The 16803-nt window shown below is 69.0% G+C and carries 18 protein-coding genes; 11 read left to right on the forward strand and 7 right to left on the reverse strand.

The window, feature by feature from the left end:
• Positions 1–114 precede the first annotated feature (114 nt).
• The 8 genes from hpf to mgtE all read left to right on the forward strand — a co-directional run bounded on the left by hpf (position 115) and on the right by mgtE (position 6780).
• Positions 115–444 carry a ribosome hibernation-promoting factor, HPF/YfiA family gene (gene hpf / locus H4F99_RS06555; protein WP_182668930.1) on the forward strand — a complete coding sequence of 110 codons (330 nt, stop codon included), beginning with the start codon at positions 115–117 and terminating at the stop codon, positions 442–444.
• Between the two features lie 2 nt (positions 445–446).
• On the forward strand, positions 447–932 hold the full coding sequence (locus H4F99_RS06560; protein ID WP_182668931.1) for a PTS sugar transporter subunit IIA: 486 nt from the start codon (positions 447–449) through the stop codon (positions 930–932).
• Positions 933–975: 43 nt separating this feature from the next.
• Positions 976–1929 (forward strand): HPr(Ser) kinase/phosphatase, encoded by a 954-nt coding sequence (gene hprK / locus H4F99_RS06565; protein WP_182668932.1) that lies wholly within the window; start codon positions 976–978, stop codon positions 1927–1929.
• Positions 1926–2801, forward strand: coding sequence for an RNase adapter RapZ (gene rapZ, locus H4F99_RS06570; RefSeq protein ID WP_182668933.1), 876 nt, complete (start codon positions 1926–1928; stop codon positions 2799–2801). The genes hprK and rapZ overlap by 4 nt, the downstream gene beginning before the upstream one ends.
• 69 nt (positions 2802–2870) lie before the next feature.
• The gene (locus tag H4F99_RS06575; protein ID WP_182668934.1) at positions 2871–3263 is read left to right on the forward strand and encodes a PTS sugar transporter subunit IIA; all 393 of its coding nucleotides are present in this window, start codon (positions 2871–2873) and stop codon (positions 3261–3263) included.
• 26 nt (positions 3264–3289) lie between these two features.
• Positions 3290–3559 carry an HPr family phosphocarrier protein gene (locus tag H4F99_RS06580; RefSeq protein ID WP_182668935.1) on the forward strand — a complete coding sequence of 90 codons (270 nt, stop codon included), beginning with the start codon at positions 3290–3292 and terminating at the stop codon, positions 3557–3559.
• A 13-nt stretch (positions 3560–3572) separates the two neighbouring features.
• The gene (gene ptsP, locus H4F99_RS06585) at positions 3573–5297 is read left to right on the forward strand and encodes a phosphoenolpyruvate--protein phosphotransferase (RefSeq protein ID WP_182668936.1); all 1725 of its coding nucleotides are present in this window, start codon (positions 3573–3575) and stop codon (positions 5295–5297) included.
• A gap of 121 nt (positions 5298–5418) precedes the next feature.
• Positions 5419–6780, forward strand: coding sequence for a magnesium transporter (gene mgtE / locus H4F99_RS06590; protein ID WP_182668937.1), 1362 nt, complete (start codon positions 5419–5421; stop codon positions 6778–6780).
• Positions 6781–6804: 24 nt separating this feature from the next.
• Here the strand turns inward: mgtE and H4F99_RS06595 are convergent, their stop codons facing one another.
• Genes H4F99_RS06595 through H4F99_RS06605 form a run of 3 tightly spaced genes read right to left on the reverse strand, consistent with a single transcriptional unit; the run spans position 6805 to position 8829 of the window.
• Positions 6805–7728, reverse strand: a complete 924-nt coding sequence (locus H4F99_RS06595; RefSeq protein WP_182669110.1) for an aspartate carbamoyltransferase catalytic subunit — start codon at positions 7726–7728, stop codon at positions 6805–6807.
• 37 nt (positions 7729–7765) lie between these two features.
• Positions 7766–8251 (reverse strand): Holliday junction resolvase RuvX, encoded by a 486-nt coding sequence (gene ruvX, locus H4F99_RS06600; RefSeq protein WP_182668938.1) that lies wholly within the window; start codon positions 8249–8251, stop codon positions 7766–7768.
• Positions 8248–8829, reverse strand: coding sequence for a YqgE/AlgH family protein (locus tag H4F99_RS06605; protein WP_182668939.1), 582 nt, complete (start codon positions 8827–8829; stop codon positions 8248–8250). Before H4F99_RS06605 ends, ruvX begins: the two co-directional genes overlap by 4 nt.
• A gap of 127 nt (positions 8830–8956) precedes the next feature.
• Here H4F99_RS06605 and H4F99_RS06610 point away from each other — a divergent pair, with 127 nt between their 5' ends.
• Positions 8957–10768, forward strand: a complete 1812-nt coding sequence (locus tag H4F99_RS06610; protein ID WP_182668940.1) for a sensor histidine kinase — start codon at positions 8957–8959, stop codon at positions 10766–10768.
• Entirely contained in the window at positions 10765–11202 is a 438-nt protein-coding gene (locus H4F99_RS06615) for a response regulator (RefSeq protein ID WP_182668941.1), read from the forward strand. Before H4F99_RS06610 ends, H4F99_RS06615 begins: the two co-directional genes overlap by 4 nt.
• A 92-nt stretch (positions 11203–11294) precedes the next feature.
• On the opposite strand, the gene H4F99_RS06620 is transcribed toward H4F99_RS06615, so the two are convergent.
• The 4 genes from H4F99_RS06620 to H4F99_RS06635 form a co-directional block, all read right to left on the reverse strand.
• Positions 11295–11777 carry an FKBP-type peptidyl-prolyl cis-trans isomerase gene (locus H4F99_RS06620; protein WP_182668942.1) on the reverse strand — a complete coding sequence of 161 codons (483 nt, stop codon included), beginning with the start codon at positions 11775–11777 and terminating at the stop codon, positions 11295–11297.
• Between the two features lie 190 nt (positions 11778–11967).
• Positions 11968–13473, reverse strand: coding sequence for a DcaP family trimeric outer membrane transporter (locus H4F99_RS06625; protein WP_182668943.1), 1506 nt, complete (start codon positions 13471–13473; stop codon positions 11968–11970).
• A gap of 126 nt (positions 13474–13599) precedes the next feature.
• On the reverse strand, positions 13600–14730 hold the full coding sequence (locus H4F99_RS06630; RefSeq protein WP_182668944.1) for a PilT/PilU family type 4a pilus ATPase: 1131 nt from the start codon (positions 14728–14730) through the stop codon (positions 13600–13602).
• A 95-nt stretch (positions 14731–14825) separates the two neighbouring features.
• Positions 14826–15863: a type IV pilus twitching motility protein PilT gene (locus tag H4F99_RS06635; RefSeq protein WP_182668945.1), complete on the reverse strand. Its 1038-nt coding sequence runs from the start codon at positions 15861–15863 to the stop codon at positions 14826–14828.
• 213 nt (positions 15864–16076) lie between these two features.
• Here H4F99_RS06635 and H4F99_RS06640 point away from each other — a divergent pair, with 213 nt between their 5' ends.
• On the forward strand, positions 16077–16796 hold the full coding sequence (locus tag H4F99_RS06640; RefSeq protein ID WP_343064156.1) for a YggS family pyridoxal phosphate-dependent enzyme: 720 nt from the start codon (positions 16077–16079) through the stop codon (positions 16794–16796).
• Positions 16797–16803 lie beyond the last annotated feature (7 nt).

Consider the following 16803-nt stretch of genomic DNA (forward strand, 5'->3'; position numbering starts at 1 on the left):
GAATACGCCCCCTGCGCCGCGCACTACTCTGGAGGCCGGGGTCGCGGGCCTCACCCGGCCCGCGCCCGACATGCGATGCTGTATACACCCCCCATGCCCAGCAGGAGGTTCGCGATGCGTATCGACACCCACGGCCAGCAGATCGACGTCACACCGGCCCTGCGCGACTACGTGGAGAGCAAGTTCTCCCGGCTGGAGCGCCATTACGAACGCCCGCTCGAAGTCCGCGCGCAGCTGAGCCTGGAAAAGCCCGAACACCGGGCCGAGGCCACGGTCACGCTGCCCGGCCGTACCCTGCATGCGGACGCCACCGCCGTGGACATGTACGCCGCGATCGACCTGCTGGCCGACAAGCTGGACCGGCTGGTGATGAAGCACAAGGAAAAGCAGGTCGACCACCATCGCGGCGAGAGCCTCGCCCGCATCGGAACGCCCGACGCCTGACCATGCCTTTCCGCCCCCTGCTCGACAGTGGCCGAGTGGTGCTGGTCGACGCACCCGGCCCGGCCACGCGCGACGATGCCATCGACCTTGCGGCCTCCCATCTGGCGCGCCACAGTGGCCTGGACGCAGCCCTGTTGCGCCAGGCACTGCGGGAGCGCGAGGCGCTGGCCAGCACCGGGATCGGCTTCGGCCTCGCGCTGCCGCATGCGCGCCAGCCGGGGCTCGAGGAGGACATCGGCGTGTTCCTGAAGCTGCCGCGCGCCCTCGACTTCCATGCCGCCGACCAGCGTGCGGTGGACCTGGTGTTCGCCATGGTGGTCGACGATGGCCAGGTCCAGCGGCACCTCAGGCGGCTCGCTGCCATCGCTGAGCGCTTCGCGGACCCGGCGTTCTGTTCCGCGCTGCGTCGCGCGGGCTCGCAGCGTGCGCTAGCACGGCTGCTGTTGCAGGCCGACCCGCAGGGCGCCGCCGTTTCCAGCGCCGCGTGAGCATCGCGCGCGCGCAACGCCAGGGGCCGAGGGGGGCCAGGGCATGACCACCGCAAGCATCAACGCCGCCGAATTGTTCGAACAGCAACGCGAGCGCCTCGGGCTTCGCTGGCTCGCGGGCGAGGCCGGGAGCCAGCGTGTCCTGGAAGCGGTCCACACCGTGGCGCGCCGGCCCTCGCTGGCGGGTTACCTCAACACGATCTATCCGAACAAGGTGCAGATCCTCGGCACGGAGGAGCTGACGTGGCTGGACTCCCTGGATTCGCGGCAACGCTGGGAGACGATCGAGAAGATCATCCAGTACCGCCCGCTCGCGATGGTGATCAGCAAGCAGCAGGCCTGCCCGGAGGACCTCCGCGACGCCGCCGAGGAGTCGGATACGCCGCTGTGGGTCTCGCCGCGACGCGGCCACGAACTGCTCAACCACCTGCAGTACCACCTGGCGCGTACGCTGGCGCCCCGGGTGACCCTGCATGGCGTGTTCATGGAAATCTATTCCATCGGCGTGCTGATCACCGGGGAAAGCGGATCGGGCAAGAGCGAACTGGCGCTTGAGCTGGTCACCCGCGGCCACCGGCTGGTCGCCGACGATGCGCCCGAGTTCACCCAGATCGCGCCCGACGTGCTCGACGGCACCTGCCCGGAGATGCTGCAGGACCTGCTGGAAGTGCGCGGACTGGGCGTCCTCAACATCCGCGAGATGTTCGGCGACACCGCGATCAAGAGCAACAAGTACCTGCGGCTGGTGATCCACCTGACCAAGCCGATGCAGGAGCCGATGCCGGCCGGCATCGAGCGCCTCACCGGGGACAGCGGCACGCGCCGCATCGTGGACCTCGACGTGCCGACCATTACCTTGCCGGTGATGCCCGGCCGCAACCTGGCGGTATTGGCCGAGGCCGCCACCCGCCTGCACAGCCTGCGCATGAAAGGCATGGATCCCGCCGCCGCGTTCATCGCCCGGCACAGCAACTTCCTGGAACGAGGCGACGCGTGAGCACTTCGCTGGCACCCACCCTGGTCATCGTCAGCGGCATCTCCGGCTCGGGGAAGTCGGTGGCGCTGAAGACACTGGAGGACCTGGGCTATTACTGCGTGGACAACCTGCCGGCGGACCTGCTGCCGCAGTTCGTCCAGAGCGTCCACCACGACGACGCCCCGACCAAGCTCGCGGTCGCGATCGACGTGCGCAACCGGCACAACGACCTGGCCCACATGCCGGACTGGCTGGCCGAAGTCGGCGCCCATGGCTTCGACCCGAGGCTGGTGTACTTCGACAGCAACGATACCGTGCTGCTGCGGCGTTACGCCGACACCCGCCGGCGACACCCCCTCAGTCGCCTCGGCCTGCCACTGGTCGACGCGATCTCCCTGGAGCGGCAGGTCTCGCGCCCGTTGCGACGCCTCGCCGACCTGGTCATCGACACCAGCGACATGAACGTCCACCAGCTGCGCCGTCGCGTGATCACCGAGTTCGGCCTCGGCGACGACGGGACGGTGTCGCTGCTCTTCGAATCCTTCGCCTACCGCCACGGGCTGCCGCCGGACGCGGACTTCGTCTTCGATGCGCGTGGCCTGCCCAATCCGCACTGGGACCCGGGTCTCCGGCCGCTGTCCGGTCGCGACTCCGCCATCCGCGAGCACCTGGAGGGCCAGGAAGAGGTCCGCCTGTATGTCGAGCAGGTGGGGGGCCTCCTCGACACCTGGTTGCCCCGCATGACCACGGACACCACCCGCAGCTACGTGACGGTGGCGTTCGGATGCAGCGGCGGTCGCCACCGGTCCGTCTACCTCGCCGAGGTCATGGCCGCCCGTGCACGCCAGAACGGCTGGGAAGAGGTCGCCATCCATCACCGGGAACTGGACTGACGCCGGTTTCCGCCACCCCCACCGCGCCATCGCTACCGGCGTGTCACCGGCCTCTGCTAACTTGTGGCCATGAGCGTCGGCATCCTCCTCGTCACCCATGAAGGCATCGGCACCGCCCTGCTGGCCGTGGCCGCGCGCCTGATCAGCCCCCTGCCGCTGAAGACGGAAGCCTTCGAGGTCCCCTTCGACGCGGACCCGGACGCCCTGCTGCCGCGGGCCAGCGCGGCCCTGCGCCGCGTGGACGGTGGTGATGGCGTGCTGGTCCTGACCGACCTGTACGGGTCCAGCCCCAGCAACCTCGCCGCCCGGGTGGCCCATCTGGGCACGCCGGTCCGACGGGTGTCCTCGCTCAGCCTGCCGATGCTGCTGCGGGTGCTGAACTACGCGGAACTTGAACTGGACGCACTGCCGGCGGTTGCTTCGGCCGGCGCACGCAATGGCGTCATCCTGGACGACGCCTGACCCGAGGACGGCCCGAGGACTCCCCCATGATCGAACGCGAACTGACCGTCTCCAACCGCCTGGGCCTGCACGCGCGCGCCACCGCCAAACTCGTGCAGGTGCTGTCCGCCTTCCGCAGCAATGCCACGCTCACCGCCAAGGGCCGCGAGGTCAACGCGAAAAGCATCATGGGGGTGATGCTGCTGGCCGCCGGACAGGGCACGCCGGTCAAGTTGCGCGTCGACGGCGAAGACGAGACGGCGGCAGCGGACGCGATCGTCGCGTTGTTCGAACGCCGCTTCGACGAAGACAACTGAGCGGGCGGTCCGGGTGCGGCAGGCATTCAACGGCAACGGGGCCTCGCGCGGCAGCGTGCTCGGCCGCGTGCGCGTGCGTCTCCCGCATGCACTCGAGGTCGACGAGGAGCTGATCCCCGACGACGCGATCGAACGCGAACTGGCACGCCTGCATGCCGCGGTCGATACCGTCCGCACGGAGATGCAGGAGCTCCGCGAGCGCCTGCACGGCGCGCTCGCGCATGAGGTCGGCGAGTTCCTGGACCTCCACTCCCTGCTGCTCGACGATCCTGAACTGCTCCAGGGCCTGGACGACCTGATCCGGACCGGGCACTACTCCGCCGACTACGCGTTGCGACTGCAGCGCGACCGCATCGCCTCGGTCTTCCAGGAGATGGACGACGCCTATTTCCGGAGCCGGATCGAGGACATCGACCAGGTGATCGGACGCGTCCACGCGGCGCTGCACCGCCACGAGGGCGAGCTGAAGGGCGTCGCGGGCGACATCCTGGTCACCGACACCGTGGCGCCCGCGGAGATCGCGCAGCTTCAGGCGCAGGGCGTGATGGGCATCGTGACGACGACCGGCAGCCACCTCTCGCACAGCGCCATCCTCGCGAGGAGCCTGCACCTGCCGATGGTGGTCGGTGCGCCGAACGTGGTGCTGCAGAAGCTCAACGACGGCGACACCCTGATGATCGACGGCGCGAGCGGGCTGGTCGTGCTCGAGCCGAATGCCGAAGACCTGCGCGAGCACCGGGGGCGGGTCCGCGACTACAAGCGCGAGCGCAAGCAGTTGCACCGGCTGCGCCGCGAGCCGACCCGCACGCGCGACGGCGTCGACATCAAGCTCTACGCGAACGCCGAATCACGCGAGGACGTGGCCGAGGCCCACGCGCTCGGAGCGGCGGGCATCGGTCTGTATCGCACCGAATTCCTCTACCTGCAGCGCAGTGAGTTGCCGGACGAAGAGGAGCAGTTCCGCGCCTACCGCGACCTGGTGCTGGGCATGACCGGCCGCACCGTGACGATCCGCACCGTCGACCTGGGCGCGGACAAGGCCGACCGTACCGGCCTGGCGCTGCGCGACGAGCCCAACCCGGCGATGGGCCTGCGCGGCATCCGCCTGTCGCTCGCCCGGCCCGAGGTGATGGAGACCCAGCTCCGGGCACTGCTGCGCGCGTCGGGCTATGGCCCCCTCCGCATCCTGCTGCCGATGGTCAGCGACCGCGCCGAGATCGAAGGCGTGCGTCGGGAGATCGCTCGCGTTTCCACTGAACTTCGCGGCGAAGGACATGCCATTGCCGACGCCGTCGACATCGGCGCAATGATCGAGGTGCCGGCGGCCGCGATCGCGCTCGGCAGTTTCATCGACATCGTCGACTTCCTGTCGATCGGCACCAACGACCTGGTGCAGTACCTGCTGGCCGCCGACCGCATCAACGAGGCGCTCGGCGAGCTCTATACGCCGCTCCACCCCGCGGTCGTCCGGCTGATGCGCGACGTGATCCGGCAGGCGCAGGCACGCGGTATCCCGGTGTCGGTGTGCGGCGAGATGGCCGGCGACCCGGTGTTCGCCCCGTTGCTGCTGGCAATGGGCCTGCAGGAGTTCAGCCTGCATCCCGGTACGCTGCTGGAGCTGCGCCAGGTGATCCGCGCGCACGACCTGGCCACCCTGCGCGGCCGGTGCGGCAGCCTGCTGCGCGCTCGCGACCGCGCGGGGCTGGAGCGCTGGATGGAGCGTTGCCAGCCGGCCTGAGCGCACGCCTGCGCATGGGGTGGGCAGTTCCACCGGCAACGGCGATAATGCCGCGCGGGCGCAGCGGACGCGCCATGCCAAACGCGCCCCGCCACACCGCCCGCGCCCTCCGGAGCACCGCATGGCCGAAGCCGTCCGCCACGACAAGACCGCCCGCCAGCTCCGCCTGCTGTCGGACGCGCTCGACAGCGGACGGCTCGGACCGGTCCGGCGGCTGGTCAACACCCTCTCGCCGGCCGAGATCGGCAACCTGCTCGAGTCCCTCCCGCCCGCCAAGCGCACGGTGGTGTGGGGACTCGTCGATGCCGAGGACGACGGCGAAGTACTGGTCCACGTCGGCGACGAAGTGCGTGAAAGCCTGCTCGCCGAAATGGACCCGGACGAGATCGTCGCCGCCGTCGAGGACCTCGACATCGACGACCTCGCCGACCTGGTCGAGGACCTGCCCGGCACCGTCATCGACGAAGTGCTCAAGTCGATGGACCGCGAGAACCGCGACCGCCTCGAGCAGGTGCTGTCCTACCCGGAGGACACCGCGGGCCGCCTGATGAACCCCGACGTGGTGACGGTGCGCGCCGACACCACCGTCGACGTGGTACTCCGCTACCTGCGGCTGCGCGGCGAGCTGCCGGAACACACCGACCACCTCTACGTGGTCAGCCGCCGCCACCAGTACTTGGGGCGCATCGCGCTGTCGTCGCTGCTGACCTGCGAGCCGACGGACCCGATCAACAAGCTGGTCGATGGCGAACAGCCGGCGATCGACGTCGATGAATCGGCCAACGAGGTCGCCCGCCAGTTCTCGGACCACGACTGGCTCAGCGCGCCGGTGGTGGACGACGGCAACGTGCTGCTGGGCCGCATCACCATCGACGACGTCGTCGACATCATCCGCGACCGCGCGGAACACCAGGCCCTGGGCGCGGCGGGCCTCGACGAGGACGAGGACCTCTTCAGTCCGATCCGCCGTGCCATGCGGCGCCGCCTGATCTGGCTGACGATCAACCTGGCCACCGCCTTCCTGGCCGCCAGCGTGGTCGGCCAGTTCGAGACGACCATCGAGAAGGTCGTCGCGCTCGCCGTCCTGATGCCGATCGTCGCGGGCATGGGCGGCAACGCCGGCACCCAGGTGCTTGCGCTGATGGTGCGCGGCCTTGCGCTGGGCCAGGTCGGCGCCTCGAACGTCGGCGTGCTCATGTGGAAGGAGGTCCGGCTGGCACTGCTGAACGGCCTCGCCCTGGGCACGCTGCTGGGGATCATCGTCTGGTTCTGGTTCGATGACCTGCAACTCTCCCTTGTCATCGCGACCGCGCTGACCCTCAACATGCTCTTCGCCGCGACCGCCGGCGTGATGGTGCCGGTCACGCTGAAGCGACTCGGTTTCGACCCCGCGCTCGCCAGCAGCATCTTCCTGACGACGGTGACGGACGTGCTCGGCTTCTTCACCTTCCTGGGCCTGGCGACGCTCGTGCTGCTGCACTGAGCGCCGCGTGCCGCGCGCGCCCGGTCAGCGACGCAGCAGGTCTTCCAGCACGGCCATGCGCACGGCCACGCCGTTCGCGACCTGGCGCAGGACCCACGATTCCGGACCGTCCGCGACTTCGTCGGTGATCTCGACCCCACGGTTCATCGGTCCCGGGTGCATCACCACGGCCCCGGGTGCGGCGCGCAGCACGCGCGACCGGGTGAGGCCGTAGTCGCGGTGGTAGTCCTCCAGCGAATTCACCAGCCCGTCCTCCATGCGTTCGCGCTGCAGTCGCAGCATCATCAGCGCGTCGGCGCCCTCGAGCGCGGCGTCGAAGTCGTGGGACACCACGCAGCCACGCAGGGTGTCGTCGTCCGGCAGCAGCGAGGCAGGTCCGCACACGCGGATTTCCCCGGCCCCGAGGACGCGAAGCGCATGCAGGTCGGAACGCGCGACGCGCGAATGCTTCACGTCGCCGACGATCAGCACCTTCAGCTTCGAGAAGTCAGCGCCCTTGGCCTGGCGCAGCGTCAGCATGTCCAGCAGCCCCTGGGTCGGGTGCGCGCTGCGCCCGTCGCCGGCGTTGAGCAGCGACGTGCCCTCGGCCGCGTGGGCCGCGAGTTCCGCCACCGCGCCATCCTCCTTGTGGCGCACGATGAAGCCGCGCACGCCCATCGCCTCGATGGTCCTGAGGGTGTCCAGTGCGGTCTCGCCCTTGCTGGTCGACGAGGTGGAGGCATCGAAGCCGAGGACGTCCGCACCCAGGCGCTGGGCCGCCAGCTGGAAGCTCAGGCGCGTGCGCGTCGACGGTTCGAAGAACAGCGTGCAAACGGCCACTCCCGCCAGCGCATCGCGCGCGTCGTGACCTTCGGCAAAATGCTGGGCGCGATGGAGCAGGCCCTCCATGCGCTCGCGCGGCATGTCCTGGAGGCCGATCAGGTGGCGGCGCGGATCGAACGCCGGCATCGTGCCGGCAGCAGGCGTACTCATCTACGTAAGGGTCTCAAGGGGGCGTGGACGGGGACACCATGTCGGGCAAGGGGGGCAGTTCCGTGGCCTCGGAAGGCGACGCCAGCCAGCGCTCGATGATCACCGCCGCCGCCATTGCGTCCAGGACCTCGGCATCGCGGCGCCGGCGGCGTCCTTCATTGCGGTCGCTCGCGAACCGCTGCGCGGCCTCGACGGAACTGGAACGTTCGTCCACCAGGGCCACCGGCAAGCGGTAGCGTGCCTGCAACTCGTGTGCGAAGGCATGCGCGCGCTTGCGGATGGGCTGGTCGCCGCCGTCGAGGGTCATGGGATCACCGACGATGAAACCGTTCGGTAACCATTCCTTGCGCAGGCGATCGATGGCGGTCCAGTCGGGGCCATGGCCGTGCACGTCGATCACCGCCAGCGCACGTGCGCCATGGCCGAAACCGCTGCCGACGGCCACCCCGATGCGGCGCGCGCCCACGTCGAAGCCCAGCACGGTGCCCTCGCGGTTCACGCATGCCCCGCGTAGTCGGCGAGGTATGCGAAGTCGACCCCGATCCGCCCGGCCGCGGCCTGCCAGCGCTCGTCCAGGGGGAGCGCGAACAGCAGCTCCGCATCGGATGGCGCGGTCAACCAGTCGTTGTTCGCGAGTTCCTGCTCCAGCTGGCCGGCGCTCCAGCCGGCGCAGCCCAGCGCCACGATGGCGTTCGAGGGGCCCTCGCCCCGCGCCATCGCTTCCAGGATGTCGCGCGAGGTCGTCAGGTAGAGGCCGTCGGCGACCTCGAGCGTCGAATCCCACCCGGTCCCGCCGTCATGGAGCACGAAGCCGCGCTCCGGATGCACCGGCCCGCCGGCCAGCACGGGGGCTGCGCGCAGCGCTTCGCCCCCACCCTCCACGCCCATCTGGCCGAACACGTCGCCCAGCGTGTACTCCGAGGGTCGGTTGACCACGAGCCCCATCGCCCCGTCGGTGTCGTGCTGGCAGACGATGGCAACGCTGCGCGAGAAATTCCCGTCGGAAAGGGACGGCAGGGCGATCAACAACTGGTTCGCCAGGGGGGTGCTGTCAGGGGCGGCGGTCGGCTCGGGCATGGCCTCATTCTATCGCGGCCAGCCCGCGCGTCTCGCATTGCATCCTCCCCGGCCGGGCTTCATGATGCAGGATCGCAACAGGGGTACAGGCGGGGGACCGTCGGCCCGGATCCGAGGCCTCGACCCCATGCCACCCGACCTGAGCAAACCCTGGACGCGTGTCCAACTGGCCGCCTTGGCGCTGCTGGTCGCGTTCATCGTGGCGGCGCCCTTCGCGTTGCTCCGCGCGGCCCACCAAGAAAGCCTGGCGGTGATCGCACAGGCCGACCATGCACGGGAAGTGGAGAGCGCGATCCGTGCCCTGGCCTACGAGGTCCGCACCCTTGAGTCGGCCACCCTGGCGGCAGTGGCCGACCTGCCCTTGCCCGAAGAGCGCGAAGGCATCGAAGCCTCCCTGCAGCGCATCCCGGAACTGCTGGACACCCTCGCTCGGCTGACACAGGACAACCCCAGCCAGCAGGTGCGCATCGGCGAGATGCAGGTCACCGCCCGCCAGCGCATGGCGCGGGCCGGCGAGATCCTGTCGGCACCCGACCAAGCCGCCCGCCGGCAACTGGCGACCAACGTCGCGCGGCGCTTCCCCTTCCGCGACCTCGCCCAGGCCATGCTCGACGAGGAAACCCGCCTGCGCGTCGAGCGCGAGGGTCGCGCGGCCAAGTTGCAGACGCGTACGAACGCATTGTTCTGGGTCGTGATCATCGCCCAGGCTGGCCTGCTGGGCCTGCTCGCCCTGTTCCTGCGCCGCCAGCACCGGCGGCGGCTGTCCGCCGAGAGCGATGCCCTGCGCGCCAGCGGGCGGGCGCTGGCCATCCTGCAGACCGTGCGCGAACCCATCGCGCTGGTGGATTCGGGGCAGTGCGTGGTCATGCACAACCTCGCCTTCGCGGAAACCTATGGGGTCGAAGAGGGTGAGACGGCCGTCGACCGTCCGCTGACATCCATCGGTGGCGGCGCCTGGCAGCATGCGGAGTTCCTCCAGCGCTTGAAGGACGTGCTCGGCCGCGACCGGGAGTTGTGGGACTTCGAGCTGGTGCAGAAGACCGGCGATGGCGTGGAGCGCGTGATGCTTGTCAATGCCCGGCGCATGAGCCTCCCCGACCGGGTCGACGACGTCGCCCTGCTGACCCTGAACGACGTCACCACCCAGAAATCAGCCGAGCGCCAGATCCGCGACCTCAATCGGCAGTTGTCCGGCAAGGTCGAGCAGGTCTCGGATGTCAACCGCGAGCTGGAGGCATTCAGCTATTCGGTCTCGCATGACCTGCGCGCGCCGCTGCGACACATCGCGGGCTTCGCCCACAAGCTGGGCAAGCACCTGGGCGACGACGCCGACGAGAAGAGCGTCCACTACATCGACGTGATCGAACGCGCGGCGCATCGGATGTCGGCGCTGATCGACGACCTGCTGGTCTACTCGCGCCTGGGCCGGAGCGCGATGCGCCTGCAGGCCGTGGACATGCAGTCGATGGTCGACGAAACCCGCGCCCTGCTCGACTCCAACCTGCAGGTCGACGCCCCAGGGCGGCGCGTGCAGTGGAAGATCGCGCCATTGCCGATCCTGGTGGCGGACGAGAACATGATGCGCCAGGTCTGGCTCAACCTGATGGGCAACGCGGTCAAGTACAGCGCCACGCGCGACCCCGCGGTGATCGAGATCCAACACGAGCGCGACGACGACGGTGGCCACCGCTTCACGGTGCGCGACAACGGGGCCGGCTTCGACATGCAGTACGCCGGCAAGCTGTTCGGCGTGTTCCAGCGCCTTCACTCCGCCACCGAGTACAGCGGCACCGGCATCGGTCTGGCCAGCGTGCGCCGGGTGCTGACGCGCCATGGCGGCACCATTTCCGCGGACGCCCGGCCCGACGAAGGGGCCACGTTCACCTTCACCCTGCCATCCTCGCTCGACACCCCGGGCGCACACGAGAAGACACCATGAGCAAGCTCCGCACCATCCTGCTCGCCGAAGACAGCCCGGCCGATGCCGAGATGGCGATCGACGCGCTGCGCGAGGCCCACCTCGCCAATCCGATCGTGCATGTCGAGGACGGCGTGGAAGCGCTGGACTACCTGCTGCGCCGGGGCCGCTTCGCCGATCGCCCCGAAGGCGACCCTGCCGTGCTCCTGCTGGACATCAAGATGCCCCGCGTGGACGGGCTGGAAGTGCTCCGCCAGTTGCGCGCCGACGAGGCCCTGAAGTCGCTGCCCGTGGTGATCCTGTCGTCCTCGCGGGAAGAAAGCGACCTGGCCCGCAGCTGGGATCTCGGCGTCAACGCCTACGTGGTCAAGCCGGTCGATGTCGACCAGTTCTTCGACGCGGTGAAGGTGCTGGGCAAGTTCTGGGGCGTCTTCAACGAGATTCCCGAGGACTGAGCGGCCCCTCGCCATCGCTGGATACCCGAGGGCCCCGGACGCATGCGCATCCGGGGCCCTTCGCTTGGAACGGTCCGGCTGGATCAGTCGGATCAGTCGTGGGCGCCGCCCGCGCCGTGTGCGTGGCCGTGCTGCTGCTCGTCGTCGGTGGCCTCGCGGACATCGGTGACCTCGACATCGAAGTGCAGGGTCTGGCCGGCGAGTGGGTGGTTGCCGTCGACGGTGACGTTCTCCGCGCCGACCTCGGTCACCGTCACCAGCACCGGGCCCTGGCCCGTCTGCGCCTGGAACTGCATGCCCGGCTGGACCTGCTCCACGCCCTGGAAGGCCTCGAGCGGCACCTGCTGGACCAGCCCGTCGTGGCGGATCCCGTAACCCTCCTCGGGCGCGACGTCGACCTTGAGCGTGTCGCCGCTCTTCTTGCCGAGGAGCGCCTTCTCGAGGCCGGCGACGATGTTGCCGGCGCCATGCAGGTAGCTCAGCGGCGCCTTGCCGCTGGAGGAATCGATGACCTCGCCGTCATCGTTGGTCAGGGTGTAATGGAAGGAAGCGACGCGGCGGTCGGCGATCTCCATGGGAGTCTCCTGTTCGGAAGTGGGTATGGACGCCGACGGCGACGGGCAGCAGGCCCGGCCAGATCAGGGGCGCTCGAAGCGCATGACGGAACGACGCAAGTGGACACTGCGCAACGGCAGTGCACGGCAGGCTAGTCAACCGGCGGCGGCGGCGCAAGTCGTGCCCCGCGCGCGTGGGGGCTGAACAGGCTCATTTGATGAAGTTGTACTGAAGCGTGCCCTGCACGCGCGCCGCATCGCCTTCCTGTCCGTCCTGCTGCTCGTAGCGGCCGTACAGCAGCTCCATGCCCATCGTCCAGGACGGGTTCGGGCTCCAGATCATGTTCAGCGCGGCGTACTGGCTCTGCCTGAAGCCCCCCGGCCCCAATGCCCCGCCGTCGTCCAGGTCGAGGTAGCCATACACGAGGTTGGAGCGCCAGCTTGGATTCCAGTAATGGGTGTAGCCGAAGTACCCGCCGAAGGTGTCCATCGGCCGAAGCGCGCCGTCCGCCTCGATGGCTGCATCGAGATCGCTTCCGCCCAGATCGGAGATATAACGCGAAAGTCCCCTGCCCCAATTCAGGCCATACAGCAGCAGGTCCCGCCCGGCGAGGGTGTGGGACCCGGTGAACGACAGCCCGCCGGCGTTCGCATGACGCCGGCGCCCGTCCTCCAGGTAGGCCAGCCTCCGCGCCACCCCGGCGAGCTGCAGGTGGCCCCAGTGCCGTTCGAGCCGGCCGGCGACCACGAGGTCCGGCAAGGCGTTGACCGCCTCCTGGTCGCTGGCCGTCCTCCCCACCTGGCTGTCCGCGTCCTCCACCGACAGCGTGATGCTGGCGCCCTCGCCCAGCGGGAAGGCCTGGTGCACCGCTGCCGTGCGCAGGAAGATCGTGCTGCCCGGCCCTTCGAAATCGAGCGTGTCCGGCAAGGCGTCGGCGTCCATGAACGCGGAATAGCCATAGCCCGCATAGGTATTGCCGATCTGGCCATAGGCGTGGCGCAGGTGGGGCTCGTAGCTGTCGCTGCTGCCGGTGAAGTCGCCCTCGAGGAAGAAGCGCAGGTTGCCGTGCGTGGTAGGCCGCCGGGCCTCGAAGTTCACCCGCGTCTGCTTGGCGTGCAGATTGAAGTTGGGCGCCTCGTCGCGTCCATCGTCGACGGCGATGGTCGATGTCACGAACCAGTCGCGGCTGCCGATCGAGCCCCCGTCCTGGATCATGTCGAGCTTGGTGTAACCGCCGAAGCGGATCAGGGTCTGCGTCCCGGGCAAAGCGATGAACCCCGCCATCTCGGGGTCGGTCGGCGACGGTGCGTTTCCGGGCCGGGAGGCCGCCAGCGAAGGGTCGGCCACCGATTCGCGGGGAGGCAGCACCGACGCGGGTACGCCGGCCACCTCCACCCCCTGCGGCGGCCCGGCAGCGGCCGTGGCCGTGGCCGTGGCCGTCGCATCCAGCGCGCGCGCAGCGTCGGTCGTGGGCGTGGCATCGTTCGCGGTGCCGGTCTCGCCAGTGGCGACAGTCGCCGGCACCGCTGGAGACGTTGCAGATGGGCTCTCCATGGCTTCCAGCCGCCGTTCCAGCGACTGCAGCTGGCGCTTCAGGCCATCGATCTCGGCACGCAGCGCCTCGGGGCTGTCCTGGCCCTGCGCAGCCAGTGGCACCGCGAGCCCCAGGGCCAGCCCCGTCGCCACCACGACACCGCCTCGAAGATGACCCCACATTGCGCCCTTCAGCCCCACATGGCCGCGCACCTGCATGCACGCGATCAACTGGAGTCTAGGAAGCCAGCCTGGAGCCGCGCGTGAAGGCATCCCGCGGCCCTCCAGACACGGCGCGGGAGAACGCCGTCAGCGCGTCTCCGCCACCTCGACACCGTCCAGCCCCTGCGCGAGGGTGTGCGCATCGCCGCCCTGGGCCAGCTTGATCCGCAGTCGGACCTCGTTCTGCGAGTCGGCGTAGCGCAGGGCGTCCTCGTAGCTGATCTCGCCAGCCTGGTAGAGCTCGAACAGGGCCTGGTCGAAGGTCTTCATGCCCAGCTGCACGGATTCCTTCATCACTTCCTTCAGCTTGTGGATCTCGCCGTCGCGGATGTAGTCCTGGACCAGCGGGGTGCCGAGCAGGATTTCCATGGCGACACGGCGGGCCTTGCCGTCCACGGTGGGCACCAGCTGCTGGGCGACCACGCCCTTGAGGTTCAGCGACAGGTCCATCAGCAGCTGCCCGCGGCGGTCCTCGGGGAAGAAGTTGATGATGCGGTCCATCGCCTGGTTGGCGTTGTTGGCGTGCAGCGTGCACAGCACCAGGTGGCCGGTCTCGGCGAAGGCGATCGCGTGGTCCATGCCCTCGCGTGTGCGCACCTCGCCGATCATGATCACGTCCGGCGCCTGCCGCAGGGTGTTCTTCAGCGCAGCATCCCAGCTGTCGGTATCGATGCCGACTTCGCGCTGGGTGATGATGCAGCCCTCGTGCTTGTGCACGAACTCGATCGGGTCCTCGATGGTGATGATGTGGCCGGTCGAATTCATGTTGCGGTAGCCGATCATCGCCGCCAGCGAGGTCGATTTACCGGTACCGGTCGCGCCGACGAAGATGATGATGCCGCGCTTGGTCATCGCCAGCGTCTTGATGATCGGCGGCAGGCTCAGCTCCTCGACCGTCGGGATCTTGGTCTCGATGCGGCGCAGGACCATGCCCACCTGGTTGCGCTGGTAGAAGCAGCTCACGCGGAACCGGCCGACGCCGGCGACGCCGATCGCGAAGTTGCACTCGTGCGTCTTCTCGAACTCCTCGCGCTGCTGCGGGTTCATCACGTTCAACACGAGATCGCGGCTCTGCTGCGGGGTCAGCGCGTTCTGGGTGATCGGGGAGATCTTGCCGTGGACCTTGATCGACGGCGGCATGCCCGCCGTGATGAACAGGTCCGACGCCTTCTGGTGCGCCATCAGCTTGAGGAAGGAGGTGAAGTCGATGCTGCTCATGTCATTGCTCCTTCGGAGCCGGGAACTTGGATGCGGTGTCGTTCGGGCGCGTGGATTCGACTGCGCGGCGCCTGTCGCGTCGCCATGGGCGTGGCTCAGTCGAAGAGGCGCTTGTCCTTGGCGTACTCACGGGCCTGCTGGCGGGCAATCTGGCCACGCTTGACCAGGTCCTGCAGGTGCTGGTCGAGGGTCATCATGCCGTGCTGCTGGCCGGTCTGGATGGCCGAGTACATCTGCGCGACCTTGTCCTCGCGGATCAGGTTGCGGATGGCCGGGATGCCCACCATGATCTCCCACGCCGCGGTACGGCCACCGCCGACCTTCTTCAGCAGCGCCTGCGAGATCACCGCGCGCAGCGACTCGGACAGCATCGAGCGGACCATCGGCTTCTCGCCGGCGGGGAACACGTCGATGATGCGGTCGATGGTCTTGGCCGCCGAGCTGGTGTGCAGCGTACCGAACACCAGGTGGCCGGTCTCCGCGGCGGTCAGCGCCAGGCGGATGGTCTCGAGGTCGCGCAACTCGCCGACCAGGATGTAGTCGGGATCCTCGCGGAGCGCGGAACGCAGCGCTTCGTTGAAGCCGTGGGTATCGCGGTGCACCTCGCGCTGGTTGATCAGGCACTTCTGCGAGGTGTGGACGAACTCGATCGGGTCCTCGACGGAGAGGATGTGCGCGTATTCGTTCTTGTTGACGTGGTCGAGCATCGCCGCCAGCGTGGTCGACTTGCCCGAGCCGGTCGGACCGGTGACCAGGATCAGCCCCTGCGGCTGGTCGATCAGCTCCTTGAAGATGCGCGGGCAGCCCAGGTCTTCCAGCGTGAGGACTTCCGAGGGAATGGTACGGAAGACGGCGCCGGCACCGCGGTTCTGGTTGAACGCGTTCACACGGAACCGCGCCAGCCCCGGGATCTCGAAGGAGAAGTCGACCTCGAGGAACTCTTCGTAGTCGCGGCGCTGCTTGTCCGACATGATGTCGTAGACCAGCGCGTGGACCTGCTTGTGCTCGAGGGCGGGGATGTTGATGCGGCGGACGTCGCCATCGACCCGGATCATCGGCGGCAGGCCGGCCGACAGATGGAGGTCCGAGGCCTTGTTCTTGACCGAGAATGCCAACAGCTCGGCGATATCCATGCGTGCTCCCCTACACTGCGTGACGACGCCGCGCGCCGCCGACTGGAACTGGAATTACCCCTGCAGGCAGTATAGCCCCGGAGCAGCGACGTAAAGCAACGCCCACGGCGCTGGCATCCCACAACTGTGGCCGCGATCCCAGCCTGTCCCTGCCGAGGGACCGGCGCGGCCCGCGCGCCGCGCGTCCCCGGCCATCCACAGGACCTCCACACCGTGCACGAGACCCGCTTGCACGACGCGCTTCGAGAGACATTGCATACCCTGCACAACGCGGCGGCCCGGGCCCAGCGGCCAGTCCCGCGCCTGCTGGCGGTCAGCAAGACGCATCCCGCCACCGCCGTGGCGGCGCTCGGTGCGGCCTGGCGTGGGCTCGAGCCGGGCGTCCGGCCCGCGTTCGGCGAGAACTATGTACAGGAAGCCGCGCAGAAGCAGGCGGAACTGGCCGGCGCGGACTTCGAGTGGCACCTGATCGGCCACCTGCAGTCCAACAAGGCCCGCGAGGCGGCCCGCCTCTTCGACTGGGTGCAGACGGTCGACCGGCCCCGGCTGGTCGAGGCACTGTCGCGGCACCGGGTGGCTGCGGCGCCACCGCTGAACGTGCTGGTGCAGGTGAACATCGACGACGAGGCCAGCAAGCATGGCTGCATGCCGGACGCCGTGGAGGCGCTCGCCGACGCGATCCGCGCACAGCCCCGGTTGCGACTGCGCGGACTGATGGCGATCCCCGCGCCGGACCCGGCCACCCGCGGCCGCGCATTCCAGCGGATGCAGGCCCTGTTTTCGGCGCTGCAGGCGCGCCATCCCGGCGTCGATACGCTGTCGATGGGCATGAGCGACGACTTTGCCGAGGCGGTGGGCGCGGGTGCCACGCTGGTGAGGATCGGATCGGCCCTGTTCGGCGCACGACCCGCGTCATCGCCGCCGCGGGGTTGATGCCCGC

Source organism: Marilutibacter penaei (assembly GCF_014145395.1).
Classification (GTDB): Bacteria; Pseudomonadota; Gammaproteobacteria; order Xanthomonadales; family Xanthomonadaceae; genus Marilutibacter; species Marilutibacter penaei.

What these genes read in the sequence shown, in the direction of transcription:
- H4F99_RS06610 (WP_182668940.1), top strand. Translation starts at nt 8,957, where the DNA reads ATGCCACCCGACCTGAGCAAACCCTGGACGCGTGTCCAACTGGCCGCC.
- H4F99_RS06575 (WP_182668934.1), top strand. Translation starts at nt 2,871, where the DNA reads ATGAGCGTCGGCATCCTCCTCGTCACCCATGAAGGCATCGGCACCGCC.
- hpf (WP_182668930.1), top strand. Translation starts at nt 115, where the DNA reads ATGCGTATCGACACCCACGGCCAGCAGATCGACGTCACACCGGCCCTG.
- H4F99_RS06620 (WP_182668942.1), bottom strand. Translation starts at nt 11,777, where the DNA reads ATGGAGATCGCCGACCGCCGCGTCGCTTCCTTCCATTACACCCTGACC.
- H4F99_RS06605 (WP_182668939.1), bottom strand. Translation starts at nt 8,829, where the DNA reads ATGCCCGAGCCGACCGCCGCCCCTGACAGCACCCCCCTGGCGAACCAG.
- H4F99_RS06635 (WP_182668945.1), bottom strand. Translation starts at nt 15,863, where the DNA reads ATGGATATCGCCGAGCTGTTGGCATTCTCGGTCAAGAACAAGGCCTCG.
- H4F99_RS06625 (WP_182668943.1), bottom strand. Translation starts at nt 13,473, where the DNA reads ATGTGGGGTCATCTTCGAGGCGGTGTCGTGGTGGCGACGGGGCTGGCC.
- H4F99_RS06630 (WP_182668944.1), bottom strand. Translation starts at nt 14,730, where the DNA reads ATGAGCAGCATCGACTTCACCTCCTTCCTCAAGCTGATGGCGCACCAG.
- H4F99_RS06580 (WP_182668935.1), top strand. Translation starts at nt 3,290, where the DNA reads ATGATCGAACGCGAACTGACCGTCTCCAACCGCCTGGGCCTGCACGCG.
- hprK (WP_182668932.1), top strand. Translation starts at nt 976, where the DNA reads ATGACCACCGCAAGCATCAACGCCGCCGAATTGTTCGAACAGCAACGC.
- mgtE (WP_182668937.1), top strand. Translation starts at nt 5,419, where the DNA reads ATGGCCGAAGCCGTCCGCCACGACAAGACCGCCCGCCAGCTCCGCCTG.
- H4F99_RS06595 (WP_182669110.1), bottom strand. Translation starts at nt 7,728, where the DNA reads ATGCCGGCGTTCGATCCGCGCCGCCACCTGATCGGCCTCCAGGACATG.
- H4F99_RS06615 (WP_182668941.1), top strand. Translation starts at nt 10,765, where the DNA reads ATGAGCAAGCTCCGCACCATCCTGCTCGCCGAAGACAGCCCGGCCGAT.
- H4F99_RS06560 (WP_182668931.1), top strand. Translation starts at nt 447, where the DNA reads ATGCCTTTCCGCCCCCTGCTCGACAGTGGCCGAGTGGTGCTGGTCGAC.